The following is a 22,043-nucleotide window of genomic DNA, read 5'->3' as shown; positions in this document are numbered from 1 at the left end:
ACCGCGCAGGCGCAGGCGAGGTCGCATCGCGGGGGCCATCTTGTTACGATTGCGCATCTCGACAGCGGAGTTCCCATGGGTGCCATCGTCAATTGCGCGGCCTATCGCCAAGGCAAGAAGCTCGGCAAGGTGGAGTTTGAAGCCATTGCCGATGTGCTGGCCGAGCCCGGCACCTTCGTCTGGCTGGGGCTGCATGAGCCCGACCTGCCGCTGCTGCGCAAGGTGCAGCAGGCCTTCGGGCTCCATGACCTGGCGGTGGAGGACGCATTGGACGCCCATCAGCGGCCCAAGTTGGAGTCCTACGGCGATTCGGTCTTCGTGGTGCTGAACACCGCGCAGCTGATCGGCGAGGAGGTGGTGGTCGGCGAAACCCACCTGTTCGTCGGGTCGAACTACGTGGTCTCCGTCCGCCATGGGGCCAGCACCACCTATGCCCCCGTGCGCGAGCGCTGCGAGCAGGACCCGCAGGGGCTGGCCAACGGCCCCGCCTATGTGCTCTATGCGTTGATGGATTTCGTGGTCGACCACTATCTGCCCATCGTCACTCACCTGGAGGACACCTTCGAGACGCTGGAGCAGGACATCTTCCGCGACGAGTTCGATCGCGCCTCGATCGAGCGGCTCTACCAGATCAAGCGCCAGGTCCTGCGGCTGCGCAACGCGGTCTATCCGGTCGAGGATATCTGCAGCCAGCTGATTCGCCTGCACGATGCGCTGGTGCCGAAGGAGCTGCGCGCCTATTTCCGCGATATCGAGGATCACTGCAGCCGCGTCGTGCGTACGCTCGACGTCGTGCGCGAAATGCTGACCACGGCCGTGCAGGTCAACCTGGCGCTGGTGACCGTGGGGCAGAACGAGGTGGTCAAGCGGCTGGCCGGCTGGGGCGCCATCCTGGCGATCCCCACGGTGGTCTTCAGCCTGTACGGCATGAACTTCAGTTTCATGCCGGAGCTCAAGTTCCACTATGCTTATCCGACCGTGGTCGGCGTCACGGCCCTGGCCTGCGGCGGGCTCTGGCGCAAGCTGCACAAGTCCGGCTGGATCTGAGGCACGACCGGCCGGCCAGGCGCGCCATTCCTGGCCCGGCGCGCCATTTTTATATTCTCTTTACACCCCGCCTCCCCCTCTCTACCCCGTTTTTATCGCCCCGTCCCTAAGCTCCACGGTGTGAATCCTTCACGCCTTTTCTTCTGGGGTTTGTCATGGACGGGATCTATTTCCTCGTGTTGTTAGCTTTCGGCGCGCTCACCGGCGCGCTGCTGGCGTTGTGCGCCGCGCTGGGCGCCAACCTGCCATCGGGCGGTCCGGATGCCGACGGCCGCCAGGGCCACGCCGACGCGTTCGCGCCCAAGCACTCGGCCAGCGACCGGAGGCTGTAATGGACTGGACTGATCTGCTGAGCGCAACGCTCGCCGTCGTGATCTTCATTTACCTCCTCGTCGCCCTGTTCCGGCCGGAGAAATTCTGATGTCGTCTCTATCGCCGCAATTCATCGGACTACTGGTCCTCTTTCTCCTCATCCTGTTTGTGATGGGGCCTTTCCTCGGACGCTACATGCGCCGGGCCATGGAGGAGGGGGACTACCGCCTCACGGCCTGGGGCCGCCCGCTCGAACGCGGGCTGTATCGCCTGGCCGGCGTGCGCGCCGACGCCGAAATGGGATGGAAGCAGTACGCCATCGCCGTGCTGGTGTTCAACGTGCTCGGCGTGATCGCCGTCTATGCGATCCAGCGCCTCCAGGGCGTGCTGCCGCTGAACCCGCAGGGATTCGGCGCGGTCTCGCCGGACTCGTCGTTCAACACCGCCATCAGCTTCGTCGCCAATACCAACTGGCAGGGCTATGCCGGTGAATCGACGATGAGCTACCTCACGCAGATGCTGGCGCTGACGGTGCAGAACTTCGTCTCGGCGGCTACCGGCATTGCCGTGGTGTTCGCGCTGATCCGCGGCTTCGCGCGCCATACGTCGGCCACCATCGGCAATTTCTGGGTCGACATGACGCGCAGCACGCTCTACGTGCTGCTGCCGCTGTCGGTGATTACCGCGCTGCTGCTGGTCAGCCAGGGTGTGATCCAGAACTTCGACAGCTACAAGGATGTGAACCTCGTCACGGCCGTCGAGTACACGCAGCCCAAGGTGGATGCCGCCGGACAGCCCGTGCTCGACAAGGAAGGCAAGCCCGTCACGGAAGACATGAAGACCAGCACGCAGACGCTGGCCATGGGCCCGGTGGCGTCGCAGGAGGCCATCAAGATGCTCGGCACCAACGGTGGCGGCTTCTTCAATGCCAACTCCGCGCATCCGTATGAGAACCCGACGCCGCTGGCCAACTTCATCGAGATGCTGGCGATCTTCCTGATTCCCGCCGCGCTCTGCTTCACGTTCGGCGAGATGGTGCGCGACCGGCGCCAGGGCGTTGCGGTGCTGGCGTCGATGACGGTGATCTTCGTGGTGATGGCCATCGCGGCCTTCGTCTCGGAGCAGCAGATCACCGCGGCGCTGTCGGGGCTGTCGATCGACCATGTGTCCTCCGCGCTCCAGGCCGGCGGCAACATGGAAGGCAAGGAAGTGCGCTTCGGCATCTCCGCCACGTCGTTGTTCGCGACGATCACCACGGCCGCGTCCTGCGGCGCGGTCAACGGCATGCACGACTCCTTCACCGCGATTGGCGGGCTGGTGCCGATGCTGCTGATGCAACTGGGTGAAGTCGTCTTCGGCGGTGTGGGATCGGGCCTGTACGGGATGCTGGTCTATGCCGTGCTGGCAGTGTTCATCGCGGGCCTCATGATCGGCCGCACGCCGGAGTACCTGGGCAAGAAGATCGAGACCTTCGAGATGAAGATGACCGCCGTGGCCATCCTCGTCACGCCGCTGCTGGTGCTGGTGGGGACCGCCATCGCGGTGATGGCCGATCCAGGCCGCGCGGGGGTGTTCAACCCGGGCACGCACGGTTTCTCGGAAATCCTGTACGCGCTGTCCTCGGCCGCCAACAACAACGGCAGCGCGTTTGCCGGACTGTCCGCCAATACGCCGTTCTACAACACGCTGCTGGCTGCGGCGATGTGGTTCGGCCGCTTCTGGATCATCGTCCCGGTGCTGGCGATGGCCGGCTCCCTCGCCGCCAAGCGTCGTACGCCGGTGACGGCCGGCACGATGCCCACGCACGGCCCGCTGTTCGTCGTGCTGCTGGTGGGATCGGTGCTGCTGGTTGGTGCGCTGACCTATGTGCCCGCGCTGGCGCTGGGTCCGGTCGCCGAGCAATTGCAGCCCGCCGCAGTGGCGGCGGCTGCTCAGTAATCTTGCGGAGAATCGCATGCAACAAGACTCCACGGTGACGCGCGCCTCGGGCAGCGGCACCTCCAAGGCCCCGGCGCAGGGCAACGCGCCGGCCACCACGATCGTGGGCAGCCATCATCGTCCGCCGCGTGGCGGCATGTTCGCGCCCGAGCTGGTCAAGCCGGCCATCGTCGATGCGTTCCGGAAGCTGTCTCCGCGCGACCAGCTACGCAATCCGGTGATGTTCGTCGTCTATGCGGGCAGCATCCTGACGTCGATCCTGTTTGCCCGCGCCCTGGTCCATCCGACGCCGGGCGGTGAATCCGCCGGCTTCATCCTGGCGGTGTCGATCTGGCTCTGGTTCACGGTGCTGTTCGCCAACTTTGCCGAGGCACTGGCCGAGGGCCGCAGCAAGCAGCAAGCCGCCGCGCTGCGCGGGCTGAAGACGACCGTCACGGCGCGCGTGGTGCGTGCTGGCCGCAGCGATGCGCGCGCTTCCGGCGCGACGGAGCCGCGTGCGGCCACCGATCTGCGTCGCGGCGATGTCGTGCTGGTGGAAGCCGGCGACATGATCCCGGGCGATGGCGAAGTGATCGAAGGCGTGGCCTCGGTCGACGAAAGCGCGATCACGGGGGAATCGGCGCCGGTGATCCGCGAGTCGGGCGGCGACTTCTCGTCGGTCACGGGCGGCACGCGCGTGCTGTCCGACTGGATCGTGGTACGCATCACGACCAACCCCGGCGAGAGCTTCATCGACCGCATGATCAGCATGGTGGAAGGCGCCAAGCGTCAGAAGACGCCTAACGAACTGGCGCTGACCATCCTGCTGGTGGGGCTGACGCTGGTGCTGCTGCTGGCCACCGCCACGCTGCAACCGTTCTCGCTCTACAGCGTGCTGGTGACCAAGGCCGGCGTGCCGGTGTCCGTCACGGTGCTGGTGGCGCTGCTGGTGTGCCTGATTCCGACGACGATCGGCGGCCTGTTGTCCGCCATCGGCGTGGCCGGCATGAGCCGCATGATGGAAGCCAACGTCATCGCGACGTCGGGCCGCGCGGTGGAAGCCGCCGGCGACGTGGACGTGCTGCTGCTCGACAAGACCGGCACGATCACGCACGGCAATCGCCAGGCTGCGCGGTTCATCTGCGCACCGGGCGTGACCGACCGCCAGCTGGCCGAGGCCGCATGGCTGTCGTCGCTGGCCGATGAAACGCCGGAAGGCCGCAGCATCGTCGCGCTGGCCCGTCAGCAACCGGGCGTGGCCGTGCCGGAGATGGGCGCCAAGGGTCTCGCCGCGCCGGTGTTCGTACCGTTCTCCGCGCAGACGCGCATGAGCGGTATCGACGTGACCAACGGCACGGTGGTGCGCAGCGTACGCAAGGGCGCTGCCGACGCGCTGCGCCGTTACGTGACCGGGCACGCGGGCAAGTTCCCGGACGCCGTGATGCAGGCCGTCGACGATGTGGCGCGCGCGGGCAGCACGCCGCTGGTGGTGGCGGAGATGGTCTCGGAAGGCTCCGAGGACAGCGTGCGCGTGCTGGGCGTGGTCGAGCTCAAGGACATCGTCAAGACGGGTATCCGGGAGCGCTTTGGCGAACTGCGCAAGATGGGCATCCGCACGGTGATGATCACGGGCGACAACCGCCTGACCGCCGCGTCGATCGCAGCCGAGGCCGGCGTCGACGACTTCCTGGCCGAAGCCACGCCGGAAGCCAAGCTCGCGCTGATCCGCGACTTCCAGCGCGACGGGCGACTGGTGGCGATGACCGGCGACGGCACCAACGACGCGCCCGCGCTGGCGCAGGCCGATGTCGCCGTGGCCATGAACAGCGGCACGCAGGCCGCGCGCGAAGCCGGCAACATGGTCGACCTGGACAGCAATCCGACCAAGCTGATCGAGATCGTGGAGATCGGCAAGCAGATGCTGATGACGCGCGGGTCGCTGACCACCTTCAGCGTGGCCAACGACGTGGCCAAGTATTTCGCGATCATCCCGGCGGCGTTTGCCACCACCTATCCGCAGCTGAACCTGCTGAACGTGATGGGCCTGGCCACGCCGGCGTCCGCGATCATGTCGGCGGTGATCTTCAACGCGCTGATCATCGTCGCGCTGATTCCGCTGGCGCTGCGGGGCGTGGTGTATCGCCCGCTTGGCGCGGCGATCCTGCTGCGCCGTAACCTGCTGATTTACGGCCTGGGCGGCATTCTCGTGCCGTTCGTCGGGATCAAGCTGATCGACATGCTGCTGACGTTGTTCGGCTGGGTCTGAACGCACACCGCAAACGGAGATTTTCCATGCATACCCCCATCAAGGCCGCTGGCCTGCCGACCGAGACCCCGCGCCAGCAAGGCGCGCTGCGCCCGGCGCTGACCATCTTCGTTGGCCTGTCGATCGTGACCGGCCTGCTGTATCCCGGCGTGGTCACCGGCATCGCGAGCACCGTGTTCCCGCACCAGGCGGCAGGGTCGCTGATCGTCAAGGATGGCAAGACCGTGGGTTCGGAACTGATCGGCCAGCCGTTCTCCGATCCGAAGTACTTCTGGAGCCGCTTGTCCGCCACCGCACCGATGCCGTACAACGGCGCGGGGTCGGTGGGGTCGAACCTGGGCCCGACCAATCCCGCGCTGACCGATGCCGCCAAGGCGCGCCTCGACGCCTTGCGTGCGGCCGATCCGGGCAATACGGCACCCGTGCCGGTGGACCTGGTGACGGCGTCCGGCAGCGGGCTCGATCCCCAGATCAGCCCGGCGGCGGCGAAGTACCAGGCCGCTCGCGTGGCGCGGGTGCGCGGGATTCCCGTCGAGAAGGTCAACGCGCTCATCGCGGCGAACACCGAGGGGCCGGGGCTGGCGGTGCTGGGCGAGCCGGGCGTGAATGTGCTGAAGCTGAATCTGGCGCTGGATGAGGCCAGGTAACGCCCCGCGCCGGGCGGGAACGGCTGGTGCGTCCCGTGGCAGAATCCCGGTCATCACCAGCCATTTTCGACGACCGTGACCGACGCCCGCCCGGACCCTGATGTCCTGCTGCAGCGCATGCAGGCGGAGGGCGCACGCGCCGCGCGCGGCAAGCTGCGCGTCTACTTTGGCGCATCCGCCGGCGTGGGCAAGACGTTTGCCATGCTGGCCGCCGCCCGCGCGTTGCGCTCACAAGGCGTGGACGTGGCGGTCGGTGTCGTCGAGACCCATGGCCGTGCGGAAACCGAAGCGCTGCTGGATGGGCTGGATCGCCTGCCGCAGCGCGACGTCCCGTATCGGGACCGCGTGCTGCAGGAGTTCGATCTCGATGGCGCGCTCGCCCGCCGCCCCGCGCTGATACTGGTCGACGAACTGGCGCATTCCAACGCCGCAGGCAGCCGCCATCCGAAGCGCTGGCAGGACATCCAGGAACTGCAGGCCGCGGGTATCGATGTCTGGACCACGGTCAACGTCCAGCACCTGGATAGCCTCAATCAGGCGGTGGGTGGCATCACCGGCGTGCGCGTCTGGGAAACCGTGCCCGATGCGGTCTTCGACGGCGCCGACGAAGTCGTCCTGGTGGACCTGCCCGCCGACGAGCTGCTGCGTCGCCTGCGCGAAGGCAAGGTCTACCTGCCCGAGCAGGCGCGGCACGCTGCACGCAATTTCTTCCGCAAGGGCAACCTGATCGCACTGCGCGAGCTGGCGCTGCGGCGCACTGCCGATCGCGTCGATGACGACGTGCGGGCATATCGCGATGCGGAATCGATCGAGCCCGTCTGGCGCACGCGGGAAGCCGTGGTGGCCTGCATCGGCACCGGCGACGACGCCGAGCAGGTGGTGCGCAGTGCGCGGCGACTGGCCAGCCAGCTCGATTGCGACTGGCACGTCGTCACCATCGCCACCCCCCGCCTGATGCCGTTATCCGACGACGTGCGCGTGCGCGTGCGTGCGGCGATGCAACTGGCCGAGGAACTCGGCGCGCGCACCGAGACGCTGGCGGGTCACGATATGGTCAAGGCCGTCGCCGGCTACGTGCGCCGCCATAACCTCACCAAGGTGCTGGTGGGCCGTGCACGCACGGACTGGCAGCATGAGGGCGGCTGGCTCGAACAGGGGCGGACCTGGCTGGCGCGCGCGTTGTCGCCGCTGCTTGGCGCGGGATATCGCCTGATCGGCCGGCAGACCTTTGCCGATGCGCTGGCGGCGGGCTGTCCGGAGATCGACGTGATCCGCGTGGCGGCCGACACCACGCGCGCCGACCTGCGCCCCCGCACGTTCGCGGCCGGCGCCGCCGGTGGGGATGTGCGGCCGCCGCCGCTGGCGGCCGATGTCGGGGGAAATGCCGAGGCCGATGCGGAACAGGCCCGCGTGCGCCGCCTGGACTACGGCTGGGCCGCGGTCTGGTGCGCGGGGGCGACGGCGTTGTCGATGCTCGCGCGGCCGTGGTTCGACCTCGTCAATATCGCGATGCTGTTTCTCGCGGCGGTGGTTGGCGTGGCGCTGCGGCATGGGCGTGGCCCGGCGGCGCTGGCGTCCGTGGTGGCCGTGGCGGCGTTCGATTTCTTCTTCGTGCCGCCGCGCATGTCGTTTGCCGTCAGCGATGTGCAATACCTGCTGACCTTCCTGGTGATGCTGACCGTCGGGCTGGTGATCGGCCAGCTCACGGCCGGGTTGCGCGAGCAGGCGCAGGTGGCCGTCCGCCGCGAGACCGATGCGCGCACGCTCTATGAGCTGGCACGAGAACTCTCGGCGGCGCTGACCACGCAACAGATCGTCGAGATCGGTGGCCGCTTCCTGCGCGCGGCGTTCGACGCGCATGCCACCTTTTTCCTGGTGTCCGATCAGGGCCGGCTGGTGCCGATATCGGAGGGCCAGGCGCGGGAAGACCGCGCGCGGCACGGCGTGGATGCGCACGCGCGCGACAAGGGCGAAGCCATCGACACCGTGCTGGCGCAATGGGTGTTCGACCACGGCCAGCCGGCTGGCACGGGCACGCATACGTTGCCGGGCAGTACGGTGCTGTATCTGCCGCTGAAGGCGCCGATGCAGACGCGCGGCGTGCTGGCCGTGGAGCCGCGCGCGTGGCGCGCGCTGGCCGAGCCCGAACTGCGCCGGCAGGCCGATGTGTTCACCACGCTGATCGCGATTGCGATCGAGCGCCTGCATTACGTGGAAGTGGCACAGCGCGCGCTGGTGTCGATCGAGTCGGAACGCTTGCGCAGTTCGCTGCTGGCAGCGGTGTCGCATGATTTGCGCACGCCGCTGACGGGCCTGATCGGCATGGCGGAGACGCTTCAGCGCGTGGAACCGCCGCTGCCGGCCGAGGTGGCGCTGACCGTCGAAGCCATGCGCGGCCAGGCGCAGCGCATGCGCACAATGGTCGTGAACCTGCTCGATATGGCCAGGCTGCAGCGGCATGACGTGCCGATGCAGCGGGGCTGGCAGTCGATGGAGGAGCTGGTGGGGGCGGCGCTGGCGTCGATGCGTGACGCGCTGGCCGGGCATCCGGTGCAGGTGGCGGACCTGTCGGTGCTGCCGCTGGTGGAATGCGATGGCGTGCTGATGGAGCGGGTGCTGTGCAACCTGCTCGAGAACGCCGGCAAGTACACGCCGCCGGGTACCGCGATCCGCATTCACGGTGCCGTGGTGGGCGAGGAATTCCGCCTCACCGTCGAGGATGACGGCCCGGGCGTGCCGGCTGGAGAAGAGCGCCGTATCTTCGAGAAGTTCACGCGCGGCGAACGGGAGTCCGCCACGGCTGGCGTGGGCCTCGGGCTGGCGGTCTGCGAGGCCATCCTGCAGGCACACGGCGGCCGTATCTGGGTCGAGCCGGGCCACGCGCAACCGGGGCTGAACGACCGGCATGGCCAGACGGCGTCGCGTGGCGCGTGCTTCACGCTGGCGCTGCCGCGCGGCAATCCGCCGGACATCGAGCCCGAAATCCCGGATGTCGCCCTGCCGGAGATGTCCGGCGTCGCGCACATCGCAACTGTTGCACCGCAGGACAAGGACCCTGACTGAGATGCCATTCGACTTTTCGCCGACCGTGCTGGTGGTCGAGGACGAACCCCACATCCGCCGTTTCGTGCGGGAATCGCTGCAGGCCGAGGGCTGCACCGTGCACGAGGCGGAAACCCTCAAGCGCGGCCTGATCGATGCGGGGACGCGCCAGCCGGACGTGGTCATCCTTGATCTCGGCCTGCCCGATGGCGACGGCATGACGCTGATCCGCGAGATGCGGACCTGGACCGAGGTGCCGGTGCTGGTGCTGTCGGCGCGTACCGACGAGGCCGACAAGATCGCCGCACTGGACGCGGGCGCCGATGACTACCTGACCAAGCCGTTTGGCGTGGGCGAACTGGTGGCGCGCGTGCGGGTGCTGCTGCGCCGGCATGCCCGGCTGAATCCGCAGGGCACGCCCCAGATCACATTCGGCGATGTCCAGGTGGATCTGGCCAACCGGCTTGTCATGCGCGGGCAGGCCCAAGTGCACCTGACCCCGATCGAGTACCGCCTGCTGGCGGTGCTGATCGCGCATCGCGGCAAGGTGATGACGCACCGGGAATTGCTGCGGGAGGTATGGGGGCCATCGCACGCCGAAAGCAGCCACTACCTTCGCGTCTATATGGGCCACCTGCGCCACAAGCTCGAGACCGACCCGGCACAACCCGCGCACTTGTTAACAGAGGTGGGGGTCGGATACCGGTTTGCGGGCTGAGGCCCGGTGCAGGGCGTGACGAGGCCGGAAGAGGACGCGGAAGCGGGTGCCGGCGTCGCGGCCTGGAACTGGCGGGAATGGGGGCGAAGGTAAGGCACAGGTATCGACGGGAATAATGATCCTGGCTGGCATTACGGCATGGAAATTCGTCCTGACTATATTGGCGGCAACTCCATATCATCCCCACTACACTGAACCAGAAGCGCCCCGACGCCCCCAGCAGGACTCCCGGAGCCCGTCATGCCAGCCATGCCCGCATCCTTCGCCCCCCAGATCCGCCAGGCTGCCGTCGCCATGGCACTGGCCGTCTTCCTTGGGCTGCTCGCCCCGCCGGCCCGGTCGGCCACGGAACCCCCGGCGCCCGCCCAGGCCCAGACCCGGGATGCCGTCGCTGCCTACGAGGCGGGCCGTTTCGACGTCGCCATCCAGGGATTTGCCGCCGCCGCCCAGAAAGGCAACCGCCTCGCCCAGTTCAACTACGCCATGATGCTGCTCCGCGGGGAAGGTACGCCCGAGAAGCCGCAGGAGGCCCTGATCTGGCTGCGCAAGGCCGCTGACAACCAGATGACACACGCGCAGTACACATTCGGTGATCTCTACGAGCGGGGCGAGCTGGTGCCGAAGTCGCTCGAAGAGGCCAACCGCTGGTACGAGCGCGCGGCGCAGGGCGGGCACGTGCAGGCACAGATGGCGCTGGCCACCAACTACTTCACGGGGCGCGGCGTGGCGCGCGACTATGGCAAGGCGTTCACCTGGTACAGCCGGGCCGCCACGGCGGGTGACGGTGGTGCGCAATACATCGTCGGCAGCTATTACGAGCGCGGCGAACCCGGCGTGGTGGACAAGGACATCGAGCAGGCCAAGATCTGGTACGCCCGGGCCGCCGCCCACGGCGATCCCGGCGCACTGGCCAAGCTGCGGTCGCTGCTGGAGGAAGGGCTCCGGGCAAAGAACGGCGGCTCCATGTGACGTCGCCGGATCCGGGCCGGCGCGCCCGTTCCCGGGGCGGTACAAGTCTTGCTTGATCGGATGCGGATGTTCACCTGACATTCACTGACTGTTTTCACCGCAACCCGGGAGGTCGTAGTGGCTACGCACGTCGCGCTGAACCATGTCACGCATTACCGCTATGACCGTCCGGTGAAGTTGTCACCGCAGGTCGTACGCCTGCGCCCGGCGCCGCATTGCCGGACGCCAATCCTCTCCTACTCGCTGCGCATCGAACCCGCGCAGCATTTCGTCAACTGGCAGCAGGACCCGTTCTCCAACTACCTGGCGCGGCTGGTCATCCCCGAGGCGACCACGGAATTCAAGGTCACCGTCGACCTCGTGGCCGAGATGTCGGTCTACAACCCGTTCGACTTCTTCCTGGAACCGTCGGCGGAGCAGTTTCCGTTCACTTACGCCGATGGCCTGGAGCACGATCTTGCGCCGTACCTGGCGCGTGGTGAACTGACACCGCGCTTTGCCGCGTTCGTCGCCAGTATCGACCGCACGCCGCGCCGCACGCTGGATTTCCTCGTCGCCCTGAACCAGCGCCTGCAGGACGAGATCCGCTACCTGATCCGCATGGAGCCGGGAGTGCAGACGCCGGAGGTCACGCTGGAAAACGGCTCAGGCTCCTGCCGCGACTCCGGCTGGCTGCTGGTGCAGACGCTGCGCCACCTCGGGCTGGCGGCACGCTTCGTGTCCGGGTATCTGCTGCAGCTGACACCGGACGTGAGGTCCGTGGATGGCCCGAGCGGCGCGGAGGCCGACTTCACCGATCTGCACGCGTGGTGCGAGGTCTACCTGCCCGGCGCCGGCTGGATCGGGCTCGATCCCACCTCCGGCCTGCTGGCCGGGGAAGGCCACATCCCGCTGGCCTGCACGCCGGAGCCCAGCAGCGCGGCACCGGTCAGCGGCGCCGTGGATGAGTGCGAGGTGTCGTTCGAGCATCTCATGTCGATCACGCGCATCTACGAATCGCCGCGCGTGACCAAGCCCTATACGGAGGCGCAGTGGACGGCCGTCGACGCCGCCGGCGCCGCCGTGGATCGGCAGTTGCAGGACATGGACGTACGCCTGACGATGGGCGGCGAGCCGACCTTCGTTGCGGTCCGGGACCGTGATGGCGCGGAGTGGAACACCGACGCGCTCGGGCCCACCAAGCGGGGGCTGGCCACCGAACTGGTGCACAAGCTGCGCGCGCACTATGGCGAGGGCGGATTCCTCCATTTCGGGCAAGGCAAGTGGTACCCCGGGGAACAACTGCCGCGCTGGGCGTTATCCATCTGCTGGCGTGCGGACGGCGTGCCGTGCTGGCAGGACCCGTCGCGGTTCGCCGACGAGCGCGAACCCGACGCCTACACGGATGCCGACGCCAGGCGCTTCCTCGAGACTCTGACCACGCGGCTGGGACTGGACACGGCGTGCATCCAGCCCGGCTACGAGGATGTCTGGTACTACCTCTGGCGCGAACGTCAGTTGCCGGTCAACGTCGATCCACTCGAAGCGCGGCTCGAAGACGAAATGGAGCGCGTGCGGCTGCGGCGCGTGTTCGATGGCGGCCTGTCGCGCGTGACCGGCTACGCGCTGCCGCTGGCACGGAACAGCGAGGAGACGCCATCGCCCGATGGCGCCCCGTGGGTCAGCGGCTCCTGGTTCCTGCGTGAGGAACGCATGTACCTGCTGCCCGGCGATTCACCGATGGGCTATCGCCTGCCGCTCGATTCGCTGCCCTGGGTGAGCAAGGCCGACTACCCGTGGCAATTCGCGCAGGATCCGTTCGCCCCCCGCGCGCCGTTGCCGGCAATCACGCCGCTGCGCCGGCAGTCGCCGGGCGGGGCGCCGCCCACGTCCACCGCGACCACGCCGCACGGCGACTTCAGTCCAGCGGCGATGGCCGCACGCCGCGCGATGGCGCGTGGCAACGGCACTGGAGCCGGTGCGGGTGCCGGACTCGCGGCCGGCGTCGGTGGCAGCGTCAGCGCCACGGCCCGCGCCCCGGCGCGCGGGGAATCGGCCGCCGACATCATTCGTACCGCGCTTTGCGTGGAGATCCGCCATCCGAGCCGCGCCGCCGGCCCCGCCGTAGAACTGGAATCGATGGCGTTGGAATCGACACAGGGCCGGCGCGGCATCCTCTACGTCTTCATGCCACCGCTGACGGTGCTGGAGGACTACCTTGAGCTGGTGGCCGAGGTGGAGGCCAGCGCGGCGGCACTCGGCATGAAGATCGTGATGGAAGGCTATCCGCCGCCGCGCGATCCGCGCCTGAAGCTGCTGCAGGTGACGCCGGACCCGGGGGTGATCGAGGTGAACATCCACCCGGCCAGCAACTGGACCGAACTGGTCGATCACACCGAATTCCTCTACCAGGCCGCGCACGAGTCTTATCTGTCCACCGAGAAGTTCATGGTCGACGGACGCCATACCGGCACCGGTGGCGGCAATCACTTCGTGCTGGGTGGCGCCACGCCTGCGGACAGCCCGTTCCTGCGCCGGCCCGACGTGCTGGCGAGCCTGATCGCGTACTGGCACAACCACCCGGCGCTGTCCTATCTGTTCTCGGGCCTGTTCATCGGCCCGACCAGCCAGGCGCCGCGCGTCGACGAAGCGCGCAACGATCAGGTGTACGAGCTGGAGATCGCGTTTGCCGAATTGCGTCGCCAGATCGATCTGCGCGAGGGCGGCCCTGGTGGCTACATGCCGCCGTGGGTGATCGACCGTGCGCTGCGCAACTTGCTGGTGGACGTGACCGGCAACACCCACCGGTCCGAGTTCTGCATCGACAAGCTCTATTCGCCCGATGGCGCCACGGGCCGGCTCGGCCTGCTGGAGCTGCGCGCGTTCGAGATGCCGCCGCACGCGCGCATGAGCCTGGTGCAGCAGTTGCTGTTGCGCGCGCTGGTGGCGCGGTTCTGGCGCACGCCGTACACCGCGCCGCTGACGCGCTGGGGCACGGCGCTGCATGACCGCTTCATGCTGAGCACCTTCATCCAGATGGATTTCGACGATGTGCTGGCCGAGATGCGCGCCGCCGGGTTTGTGTTCGAGTCCTCCTGGTTTGCGCCGCACTTCGAATTCCGCTTCCCGCGCGTGGGCGAGGTCGACGTGGCCGGCCTGTCGCTGACGCTGCGCGCGGCGCTGGAGCCGTGGCACGTGATGGGCGAGGAGGGCGCGGCGGGCGGCACCGTGCGCTACGTCGATTCGTCGGTCGAGCGGATCGAGGTGCGCGTGCTGGGCGCGAATGACAACCGGCATGTCGTGACGGTCAACGGCCGCGCCATTCCGCTGCAGCCGACGGGGCGCGCCGGCGAGTTCGTGGCGGGCGTGCGCTACCGCGCGTGGGCGCCGCCCTCGTCGCTGCATCCGACCATCGCGGCGCACGCGCCGCTGACCTTCGACGTCGTGGATACGTGGATGGAGCGCAGCCTGGGGGGATGCCAGTATCATGTGTCGCATCCCGGAGGACGGAACTACCAGACCTTCCCGGTGAACGCCTACGAGGCGGAAAGCCGGCGGCTGGCGCGCTTCTTCACGATCGGCCATACGCCCGGCAGGACCGTGGCGCCACCGATGCAACGCAGCCTGGAGATGCCGTTCACGCTGGACCTGCGGCAGACGGGGCCTTGAGCGCTGATCCAACCATGACGCACCGTGACGCCTCGATCATGACGAACCATAGCGCCTCATAGCCCATAACGTCCCCGATAACCGGGGCCCCACGGAGACCGCATCCCTTGCCCTCGCAGTCGTCGCTCCCTCTCGACGGATTGGACAGCCCCGCCAGCATGGCCGGCCGGCTGGCATTGCCCGTGCCGGCCGGCCACCTGGACGAGTTGCGGCTGCCCGACGGCACGCTGCGGGAGGCGTGGGCCCGCTTCTTTTCGGTGCTGGGCGATCTGCACCCCGAAGCGCTCGACGTGCGCGCGGCCGCCGTGGCGCGCCAGATCCGCGACAACGGCGTCACGTACAACGTCTACGCCGACCAGAGCGAGACGCGCGCGTGGCAGCTCGAGTTGTTTCCGTTCCTCGTGTCCGAGGAAGACTGGGCGGTCATCGAGGCCGGCGCTGCGCAGCGCGCCACGCTCGCCAACGCGATCATGGCCGACATCTATGGCCCGCAGACGCTGCTGGCCAAGGGGCTGCTGCCGCCGGGCCTGGTCTACGGGCACCCGGGCTACATGCGGCCGCTCAAGGGCTATCAGCCGCCCGGCGGCAGCTTCCTGCAGACGATGGCGATGGACCTCGTCCACACGGAGAACGGCTGGACCGTGATCGCCCATCGCACGGAAACGCCATCGGGCATGGGCTACGCGCTGGAAAACCGGCTGATCATCTCCGGCCAGTTTGCCGATGCGTTCCGCGAGATGCGCGTGCGGCGGTTGCCGCCCGCGTTCGCGCAACTGATCTCCACGCTGGCCCATGCGCCGCTGGTGGCGGCCACGGATGACGGCCCCGGGCTGGCGTCCGGCACCGGGCTGCAGATCGTGTTGCTGTCGCCGGGGCCGTTCAACGAGACGTATTTCGAGCACACGTTCCTGGCGCGCTACCTGGGCATCACGCTGGTCGAGGGCAAGGATCTCACCGTGCGCAACGATGTGGTCTACCTGAAGACGTTCGGCGGGCTGGAGCGTGTGGACGTGATCCTGCGCCGGCTGGATGACGTGTTCTGTGATCCGCTGGAGTTGCGCAGCGATTCGACGATCGGCGTGCCGGGATTGCTGGAGGCGATGCGCGCGGGCAACGTGATGGTGTCGAACGTGCCGGGCGCCGGCTTCCTCGAATCGCCGGCCATCCACGGGTTCATGCCGGGCATCGCCCGGGCGTTGCTGGATGAAACGCTGATCCTGCCCGCCGTGTCCAGCTGGTGGTGCGGCGAGGCCGCGGCGCAGGCGGAAGCGATGGGCATGCTCAGCGAGGCCTTCGTCATGCCGACGTATCCGAGATCGCCCGGCGAGCCGCGGCTCGGGATGGAGCGGGGGCTGCAGCCGCTGGACCAGTGGCGCGATCGCATTGCCGAGGCGCCGGACCGCTACACGCTGCAGGCGCCGCTACCGCTGTCGCACATGCCGTGCTGGGAGCCTGACGAAGGTGGCTGCGGCCGCATCGGATCGCGCGCGGCGATGCTGCGCGTCTTTGCCGTGGCGGATGGCAATGGCGGATGGCAGGTCATGCCGGGCGGCTTCACGCGGCTGGCGCCGCCCAACCTGGAGGCCGTGTCGATGCAGCTTGGCGGCACCAGCGCGGATACCTGGGTGCTGTCGAGCCAGGGCTCCGGCGCAGTGCCGCTGGCGGCGCGCACGGGGCTGGCTGCGCCGACGGGGTCACGCCCGCTGGCCGTCTCCAGCCGTGCGGCGGAAAATCTCTACTGGGCCGGCCGCTATGCCGAGCGCGCCGAGAACACCGTGCGCCTGTGCCGCCAGATTCTCGGTTCGATCGAGTCGAACGACGAGACCGACGACGGCACGCTGAACATGATCGGCCAGCTGGCACAGTGGTTCGGACTGGTGCCGGCGCAGACCCCATCGCCGCAAGCCTCGCTGCGCGTGTTCGAACGCAACCTCGTCGCCACGCTGGCCGATGTGAACAGCACGTCCGGCGTGGTGCAGACGCTGGCCAGTCATGCGCGCGCGGCCAACGAGATTCGCAACCGGCTCTCCAACGATCACTGGCGCACGATCCTGGCCGCGCGCAATGACTTCCACGATGCGATGTCGGCGGCCGCGTGTCCTTCCGGGACGCCGGGCGGCCGTGAGGGCGCCTATGACCGTTCGCAGGTGCTGGCCGCGCTGGAGCATTTGTCGATGCAGCTGGGGGCGATCAGCGGCGCGCAGGGGGACCGTATGTCGCGCGACGAAGCCTGGCGGCTGGTGTTCATCGGCAGACATATCGAGCGTCTTGGCGTGTTGTCTCTGTTCCTGGAAGTGGCCGAGCGCAGCGGCGCCTTGCAGTCGCGCAGCGGATTCGACCTGCTGCTGCACCTGTTCGACAGCACGCTGACCTTCCGCTCCCTGTATCCGGGGCGCACCGATACCGCGGCGCTGGTGGACCTGCTGGTGCTGGAACCCACCAATCCGCGTGGCCTCTATGGCGTGCTGGATCGCCTGCGCGAAAAGCTGGCCCAATTGCCGACCGGTGCCACGGGCCAGTCGCGCGTGCCGCTGGCCGAACTGCTGCCGCCCGCCAGCGCGCTGCCGTCGCGCACGGTGCTGTGTGAAGCCGACCGGAGCGGCCGATACTCGACGCTTGCCGCGCTGTGCGATCAGCTCGGCGGGCGCATGGCAAAGCTGTCCGACGAGATCGGCGGACGCTATTTCAGTCATGCCGGCGTGGCGCCGGAGACCGACCTGCCATGAGCGACGACCGCCTCGCCACGCCTTCGCCGGCCGTGCCGCCAGGCTCGTCGGGGTCATCGGGTTCGACAGGATCATCGTCCGGCTCGACAGGCTCGACAGGCTCGACAGGCTCGACAGGCTCGACAGGCTCGGCGTCAGGTTCGTCGGCTTTGCCGGAGCGGTCACGCTCGCCCGAGGCGTCTGAATCATCTCTCCCGGCCACGCCCGTCGCCGCGGAGGACGGCGATGCCGCGTCGCCCTGCGAGCCGGCCACGCTCAACGTCCACCACGTCACGACGTATCACTACGCGTGGCCGGTGGAGCACGCACAGCAGCGCGCCGTCGTCACCCCGCCGTCGTACCCGTGGCAGGCGGTCAGTTGCCACGAGACGACAATCGACCCGGCGCCCTCGCACCAGCATGTGCGCACCGATGCGTTCGGCAATAACGTCCTGCACTTCATGCTGGATGTGCCGCACGACACCATGCAGCTGACCACGCAAAGCACGGTCACGCTGACGCCACGGTGGCAGCAGCTCGATGCCGCCAGCAGCCCGCCCTGGCAGGAAGCCGCGCGGCTGTTGCGCTATCAGGCGGGGCAGCCGTTCCATCCGGAGACCGAGTTCGTCTACGCGTCACCCAACGTCGCGTTGCACGCGGACCTGCGCGACTATGCGCGCAGGAGCTTCGCACCGGGCGTGACGGTGGCGGCGGGGGCCATCGACCTGATGCACCGCATCCATTGTGACTTCGAATACCACGGTGAAAGTACCGAGGTGCACACGCCGGCGCTCGAAGCGTTTGCGCTGCGCAGCGGCGTATGCCAGGACTTCGCGCAGGTCATGATCGGCTGCCTGCGTTCACTGGGGTTGGCGGCGCGTTATGTCAGCGGCTACCTGTGCACCGATCCGCCGCCGGGCGAACCGCGCCTGCTGGGTGCCGATGCGTCGCACGCGTGGGCGGGCGTATGGTGTCCCGTGAATGGCTGGATCGACCTCGATCCTACCAATGACGTGCTGGCCGATACGCGCCACGTCACGCTGGCCATCGCGCGCGACTACAGCGACGTGCCGCTGCTGCACGGTGTCATCGTGGGCGGCGGCGAGCATACCGTCGACGTGGAGGTCAGCGTGGTGCCGGTGACATCGCCCGGGGAAACGCCGGCGTGAATGGACTTTCTTTTGTGCGGCCTTGCGGGCGTCAATACTGATAAGTCGCCTGCATGCCCGCAGTCACGCCGGCCGTATGAAACTGTTCGGGCTTGTACACGGGCATTCCGAGAAACACGTCATAAGAAACGCTGCCGAAGTTCGATGAGCCGATGCCGCCACGCAGGCCAACTACCGCGCCGGCGAGTTGCGTGCCGACCAGTGCTTCGGTGGATGGCCCGTACACCCGGCCATAGTCCAGCCCGACATACACGGCCTGCCCGCTGGCACCCAGCGGCGCCTGCAATTCATTGCGCCAATAGAAGCCACGCTCGCCCGCGAGCTGGCTTTCGCCGTCAAAGCCGCGCACCGTGTAGCGGCTGCCGATGGTCAGGTCATCGACGTAATAGAGCCGGTCATTGGTGAATTGGCCGCGCATTGTGGTGACGTAGCGGAAGGGCTGATCGGCGATCCTGAGCGGCACCGAGAGGTTGGCATCGAGCACCATCATCCGATAGCGCCAGGTCGGGCCATCTTCGGCGGCCAGGGCATCGGGCTGCGCGCCGAATGCGCCGATGCCCTGGCGGAATGCCAGCGTGGCATCGAGCTGCGACTGGCCGAAGTAATGCCGATCCGTCACGCCGAATTCGAGAATCGTGTTGTTGCGACGCTGCTGCGCAATCTCGGTGTCCTCGATAAAGCTCTTGCCGAAGCGGCGCGTCAATCGCAGCTGCATGCCGAGCACATCGTTCTGGCTGCGACGCAGCACGCGATGCAGCTTCAGATCCACGTTCTCGGATTTCCCGCTCGATATGAACGTGGTATTCACCCCCGCGATCTGCTGGAAGTAATTGCTGCTGTAGGCGGACAGCGTGGCCGTCCAGTAACCCCACGGAATCGAATAGAACCCGTTCCATCCGCGCGTGCCATGTGCCTTGTTGCCGAAGATCAGGTCCTGGTTGTAGCCGATGTTGAATATGTCATTGAGACCGAACGGATTATCGACGCCGGCACTCACATTGCCCTGCCACTTGCCCGTAGAGCGCGAGCCGGAGTTATCGACCGACGCCACCATCGTCCACGGCTTGTTTCGCTTCACTGCAATCACAACGTCGCTAAGGCCCGGCACGGCAGTCGGCACGATTTGCATATCGACGTCCTGACTGGCCACGCGCTTCATCTGCTCAAGGCCTTGCTCCAGGTCGCGCAGATTCAGCAGTTCGCCGGGCGCCGTCGGGAATGCGGTCTTCCATGTGCCCCAGAGATCCGGGCCATTGAAGCGAATATCTCCGATCACGCCCGGAATCAGCGCCAGCTTCAGCGTGCCGGATGCCAGATCCTGTTCGGGCACCAGCACGCGCGTGGTGACATATCCCTTCGACAGGATCGCCTGCGAAAGTCCCTTCACGAGCGTTTCAACACCCTGCTTGCCAATGCATTCACCCTGGTAATGATCGAGCCAAAGTCGCGCGAACGCGAACGGATCCATCGGCAATGCCGACGCGCCGCGGACGCGGAGATCGGCCGGAAGGTCCTTGGGGACTTCGAGGACGAAATCGCCAATGCGGAAGCAGGGCTCTTCCGTGGGCAACACCGGAAACTCAGCACGGGCGATGGCTTCGGCACGGACCACCGGCGCATCGACGACCGCAGCGCGCTCACGGGCTTCCTGCTGCTGACGATTACGTTGCTCTTGCTCAGCGTTGTTGAGGGCAGCGGATTGGCCGGGGTTCAGAGGTAAGACTTGTGCGTTGGTCGCCTGTGAGTGAGCGGCGAGGGCCAAGGCGAGTGCTGCGGCGGCGGCAATGTGATGCGATTTCTTGGACATCGGGGTGAGGGAGTGACTGTATGAAAACACCCGTCGCGATAAATTTGAAATGCAGAATAATCGTACGAGGCTATACCGACTTCGATTTTTCTATAGCTTGATTTACGGTAGTTTGAAATTCGCCGCGCGCAAGAAGAATGTCCTTTGCACCACCGTAATCACCCTTCAATCCATAAATTAATTTCGCCTGATCTGCTGATTCAATGAGAAATACATAGTATCCATCATCAGAAAGACTCTCAGCCGATACAAGATGCGTGAAGTCACTGTTCCTTGCGTCCGAATTCGATGAGGGAAGCGCACGTTCACAAAGTTCGGAGTAAGCGTTGCTGGTTGCCATGCTAAATAATCTCGCATCTTCCACGGCGTGGGTCATGCAGTGCAATCCGGCAAGCATATGCAGGTCGACCCCAATGGTCGATCGCGTTGTCCACATCAGGTTTCCATCAATGACGTACCCGAAACATCCATTCTTAAATCTGTCAGTCGACCAGCTTTCCACAGAGTCGTACCAAATGGCAAAAGTATCAGGATTTCCAGATAGCATTCTTACTTTTCTTTGGATTTACTAGCTTTTCGCAACATCGATCACCGCGTTCTGCTGATCGCGGCTAGATCCCGGTGCCAGATCCAGGAAAGCGCGGGAAATCTTCCGGCTCCCATTTTTCCGGGAGCTCTATTAGTGCCGAAAAATCAACCTTCCAGATATCTACTTCACATGGGATCCCATCTTCGTCGACAAAGAGTGTCGCAACCAAAAGCGTCCCATCTAGATCGTTTGACTTTGCCGAGGCTACCATTCGCCAGCACTGTGAAAATTCACCGCTTGAAGAAATTATTCGGAAACTTCCCATACGACCATCTTCTAGATTTTTCACCGCTACTTGCTTCGCAAGGAGCGTGTCAATCGTGCCTCGCAACAACCCGATCTCGCCAAGTTGACGCAGCAAGAGAATTTCTCGTTCCGTGATTGGGCGCGTAATCATTGTCTTTAACCGAACACGTTCTTGAGGATTGCGTTAGGCAACGAAACTGACAACTCGGCAGTAGCTCATGCACTACTTTTCGGCTTCGAGCGAACAGGCAGTGCAACCGATCAGGTCCACACCTCACTCCCGTCTGGGTTGATCCAGACAACTCCAGCCGGAGCTTCTGTCAATAACCACAATCCAAAACCGTCGAGATCGTCCTCATTCGGTTCCTCGGGCCATGAGGATCTGAGTAGATCCAGCTGATCCTGGATGCCGCCAGTGAGAAACACTCCATCGCTGGCAAGCTTCAAGAGCCCAGGCGATCCAAGATCGAAAAGAACAGCTCTACTTTGTCCTTGTAGTCAATCGCCGAATGTTCGAGTTCCACCGTCATGTGCTGCCATACGGAGCCCATCGAAAGCCAGAAGGCGCTTTGGCGTACTCGTTCAATCATCTATTTAAGTGACCATAGTCCGCCCATAGCTTTGACATTTATCTAGACTCTGGCAATTCATCCTTGTTTGGCTGCCGAATTTTATCTACGAAGCGCTCCACGATTGCGCCATATCGCTTGTAATTTTCACGAGCCTCTTTAAGAGAAACTTTATTGGCACCTCCAGCTATATCGGGGTAGTTCAGCTGAATCTGGTCGTCCTCCCAAAAACACACATGGCAAATTTCGAACGTACCACCTGAAATCTCATTTAGAGTGAAATTTCCGCAACATGGGCAAGGAAAATGGCTCATCTTTGCTTTCGAGCAGATTGATCCACATAAATTATGTTTCGCCCAGCCGCAGATCGTGTCTGGTGACCACCACCTGCG

At 66.0% G+C, this 22,043-nt stretch carries 18 protein-coding genes; 12 read left to right on the top strand and 6 right to left on the bottom strand.

What is annotated here, in order from left to right:
* The first annotated feature begins 75 nt into the window (after positions 1 to 75).
* From BLR29_RS17620 to BLR29_RS17565, 12 genes are all read left to right on the top strand, one after another.
* Positions 76 to 1,047 (top strand): magnesium and cobalt transport protein CorA, encoded by a 972-nt coding sequence (locus BLR29_RS17620; protein ID WP_092138329.1) that lies wholly within the window; start codon positions 76 to 78, stop codon positions 1,045 to 1,047.
* A 155-nt stretch (positions 1,048 to 1,202) separates the two neighbouring features.
* Positions 1,203 to 1,379, top strand: coding sequence for a hypothetical protein (locus BLR29_RS32475; protein WP_176860985.1), 177 nt, complete (start codon positions 1,203 to 1,205; stop codon positions 1,377 to 1,379).
* Positions 1,379 to 1,468 (top strand): K(+)-transporting ATPase subunit F, encoded by a 90-nt coding sequence (gene kdpF, locus BLR29_RS17615; RefSeq protein WP_092138328.1) that lies wholly within the window; start codon positions 1,379 to 1,381, stop codon positions 1,466 to 1,468. Before BLR29_RS32475 ends, kdpF begins: the two co-directional genes overlap by 1 nt.
* Entirely contained in the window at positions 1,468 to 3,297 is a 1,830-nt protein-coding gene (kdpA, locus tag BLR29_RS17610) for a potassium-transporting ATPase subunit KdpA (protein WP_092138327.1), read from the top strand. Before kdpF ends, kdpA begins: the two co-directional genes overlap by 1 nt.
* A gap of 16 nt (positions 3,298 to 3,313) precedes the next feature.
* The gene (gene kdpB / locus BLR29_RS17605; protein WP_092138326.1) at positions 3,314 to 5,542 is read left to right on the top strand and encodes a potassium-transporting ATPase subunit KdpB; all 2,229 of its coding nucleotides are present in this window, start codon (positions 3,314 to 3,316) and stop codon (positions 5,540 to 5,542) included.
* Positions 5,543 to 5,568: 26 nt separating this feature from the next.
* A complete protein-coding gene (gene kdpC, locus BLR29_RS17600; protein WP_092138325.1) occupies positions 5,569 to 6,189 on the top strand; it encodes a potassium-transporting ATPase subunit KdpC in 621 nt (206 codons plus the stop codon).
* 117 nt (positions 6,190 to 6,306) lie between these two features.
* A complete protein-coding gene (locus tag BLR29_RS17595) occupies positions 6,307 to 9,252 on the top strand; it encodes a sensor histidine kinase (RefSeq protein WP_092138612.1) in 2,946 nt (981 codons plus the stop codon).
* 1 nt (position 9,253) lies between these two features.
* On the top strand, positions 9,254 to 9,949 hold the full coding sequence (kdpE, locus tag BLR29_RS17590) for a two-component system response regulator KdpE (RefSeq protein WP_092138324.1): 696 nt from the start codon (positions 9,254 to 9,256) through the stop codon (positions 9,947 to 9,949).
* Positions 9,950 to 10,243: 294 nt separating this feature from the next.
* Positions 10,244 to 10,918, top strand: a complete 675-nt coding sequence (locus BLR29_RS17585) for a tetratricopeptide repeat protein (RefSeq protein ID WP_255371318.1) — start codon at positions 10,244 to 10,246, stop codon at positions 10,916 to 10,918.
* A gap of 117 nt (positions 10,919 to 11,035) precedes the next feature.
* Positions 11,036 to 14,566, top strand: a complete 3,531-nt coding sequence (locus BLR29_RS17580; RefSeq protein ID WP_092138323.1) for a transglutaminase family protein — start codon at positions 11,036 to 11,038, stop codon at positions 14,564 to 14,566.
* 107 nt (positions 14,567 to 14,673) lie between these two features.
* The gene (locus BLR29_RS17575) at positions 14,674 to 17,292 is read left to right on the top strand and encodes a circularly permuted type 2 ATP-grasp protein (RefSeq protein WP_092138322.1); all 2,619 of its coding nucleotides are present in this window, start codon (positions 14,674 to 14,676) and stop codon (positions 17,290 to 17,292) included.
* Positions 17,293 to 17,324: 32 nt separating this feature from the next.
* A complete protein-coding gene (locus tag BLR29_RS17565; protein WP_369804646.1) occupies positions 17,325 to 18,440 on the top strand; it encodes a transglutaminase family protein in 1,116 nt (371 codons plus the stop codon).
* A 31-nt stretch (positions 18,441 to 18,471) separates the two neighbouring features.
* On the opposite strand, the gene BLR29_RS17560 is transcribed toward BLR29_RS17565, so the two are convergent.
* From BLR29_RS17560 to BLR29_RS17545, 6 genes are all read right to left on the bottom strand, one after another.
* A complete protein-coding gene (locus BLR29_RS17560) occupies positions 18,472 to 20,247 on the bottom strand; it encodes a ShlB/FhaC/HecB family hemolysin secretion/activation protein (protein ID WP_092138319.1) in 1,776 nt (591 codons plus the stop codon).
* Between the two features lie 70 nt (positions 20,248 to 20,317).
* Entirely contained in the window at positions 20,318 to 20,794 is a 477-nt protein-coding gene (locus BLR29_RS17555) for an Imm42 family immunity protein (RefSeq protein WP_092138318.1), read from the bottom strand.
* Positions 20,795 to 20,858: 64 nt separating this feature from the next.
* Positions 20,859 to 21,197, bottom strand: coding sequence for a DUF6984 family protein (locus tag BLR29_RS32700; RefSeq protein ID WP_218132705.1), 339 nt, complete (start codon positions 21,195 to 21,197; stop codon positions 20,859 to 20,861).
* Positions 21,198 to 21,343: 146 nt separating this feature from the next.
* Complete coding sequence (locus BLR29_RS33210; RefSeq protein WP_369804645.1) at positions 21,344 to 21,508, bottom strand: DUF596 domain-containing protein; 165 nt, start codon at positions 21,506 to 21,508, stop codon at positions 21,344 to 21,346.
* A 17-nt stretch (positions 21,509 to 21,525) separates the two neighbouring features.
* Positions 21,526 to 21,672 (bottom strand): hypothetical protein, encoded by a 147-nt coding sequence (locus tag BLR29_RS32695; protein ID WP_218132704.1) that lies wholly within the window; start codon positions 21,670 to 21,672, stop codon positions 21,526 to 21,528.
* 38 nt (positions 21,673 to 21,710) lie between these two features.
* Positions 21,711 to 21,965 (bottom strand): CPCC family cysteine-rich protein, encoded by a 255-nt coding sequence (locus BLR29_RS17545; RefSeq protein WP_092138316.1) that lies wholly within the window; start codon positions 21,963 to 21,965, stop codon positions 21,711 to 21,713.
* Positions 21,966 to 22,043: the final 78 nt, after the last annotated feature.

The organism is Cupriavidus sp. YR651 (assembly GCF_900101625.1).
In the GTDB taxonomy this organism is placed as follows: domain Bacteria; phylum Pseudomonadota; class Gammaproteobacteria; order Burkholderiales; family Burkholderiaceae; genus Cupriavidus.
Note: the sequence above shows the minus strand (reverse complement) of the source record. Positions and strands in the feature narration are given on the sequence as shown.

Coding starts and splice junctions, on each gene's coding strand:
- BLR29_RS17620 (WP_092138329.1), top strand. CDS start 76: ATGGGTGCCATCGTCAATTGCGCGGCCTATCGCCAAGGCAAGAAGCTC.
- BLR29_RS32475 (WP_176860985.1), top strand. CDS start 1,203: ATGGACGGGATCTATTTCCTCGTGTTGTTAGCTTTCGGCGCGCTCACC.
- kdpF (WP_092138328.1), top strand. CDS start 1,379: ATGGACTGGACTGATCTGCTGAGCGCAACGCTCGCCGTCGTGATCTTC.
- kdpA (WP_092138327.1), top strand. CDS start 1,468: ATGTCGTCTCTATCGCCGCAATTCATCGGACTACTGGTCCTCTTTCTC.
- kdpB (WP_092138326.1), top strand. CDS start 3,314: ATGCAACAAGACTCCACGGTGACGCGCGCCTCGGGCAGCGGCACCTCC.
- kdpC (WP_092138325.1), top strand. CDS start 5,569: ATGCATACCCCCATCAAGGCCGCTGGCCTGCCGACCGAGACCCCGCGC.
- BLR29_RS17595 (WP_092138612.1), top strand. CDS start 6,307: ATGCAGGCGGAGGGCGCACGCGCCGCGCGCGGCAAGCTGCGCGTCTAC.
- kdpE (WP_092138324.1), top strand. CDS start 9,254: ATGCCATTCGACTTTTCGCCGACCGTGCTGGTGGTCGAGGACGAACCC.
- BLR29_RS17585 (WP_255371318.1), top strand. CDS start 10,244: ATGGCACTGGCCGTCTTCCTTGGGCTGCTCGCCCCGCCGGCCCGGTCG.
- BLR29_RS17560 (WP_092138319.1), bottom strand. CDS start 20,247: ATGTCCAAGAAATCGCATCACATTGCCGCCGCCGCAGCACTCGCCTTG.
- BLR29_RS17555 (WP_092138318.1), bottom strand. CDS start 20,794: ATGCTATCTGGAAATCCTGATACTTTTGCCATTTGGTACGACTCTGTG.
- BLR29_RS32695 (WP_218132704.1), bottom strand. CDS start 21,672: ATGATTGAACGAGTACGCCAAAGCGCCTTCTGGCTTTCGATGGGCTCC.
- BLR29_RS17545 (WP_092138316.1), bottom strand. CDS start 21,965: ATGAGCCATTTTCCTTGCCCATGTTGCGGAAATTTCACTCTAAATGAG.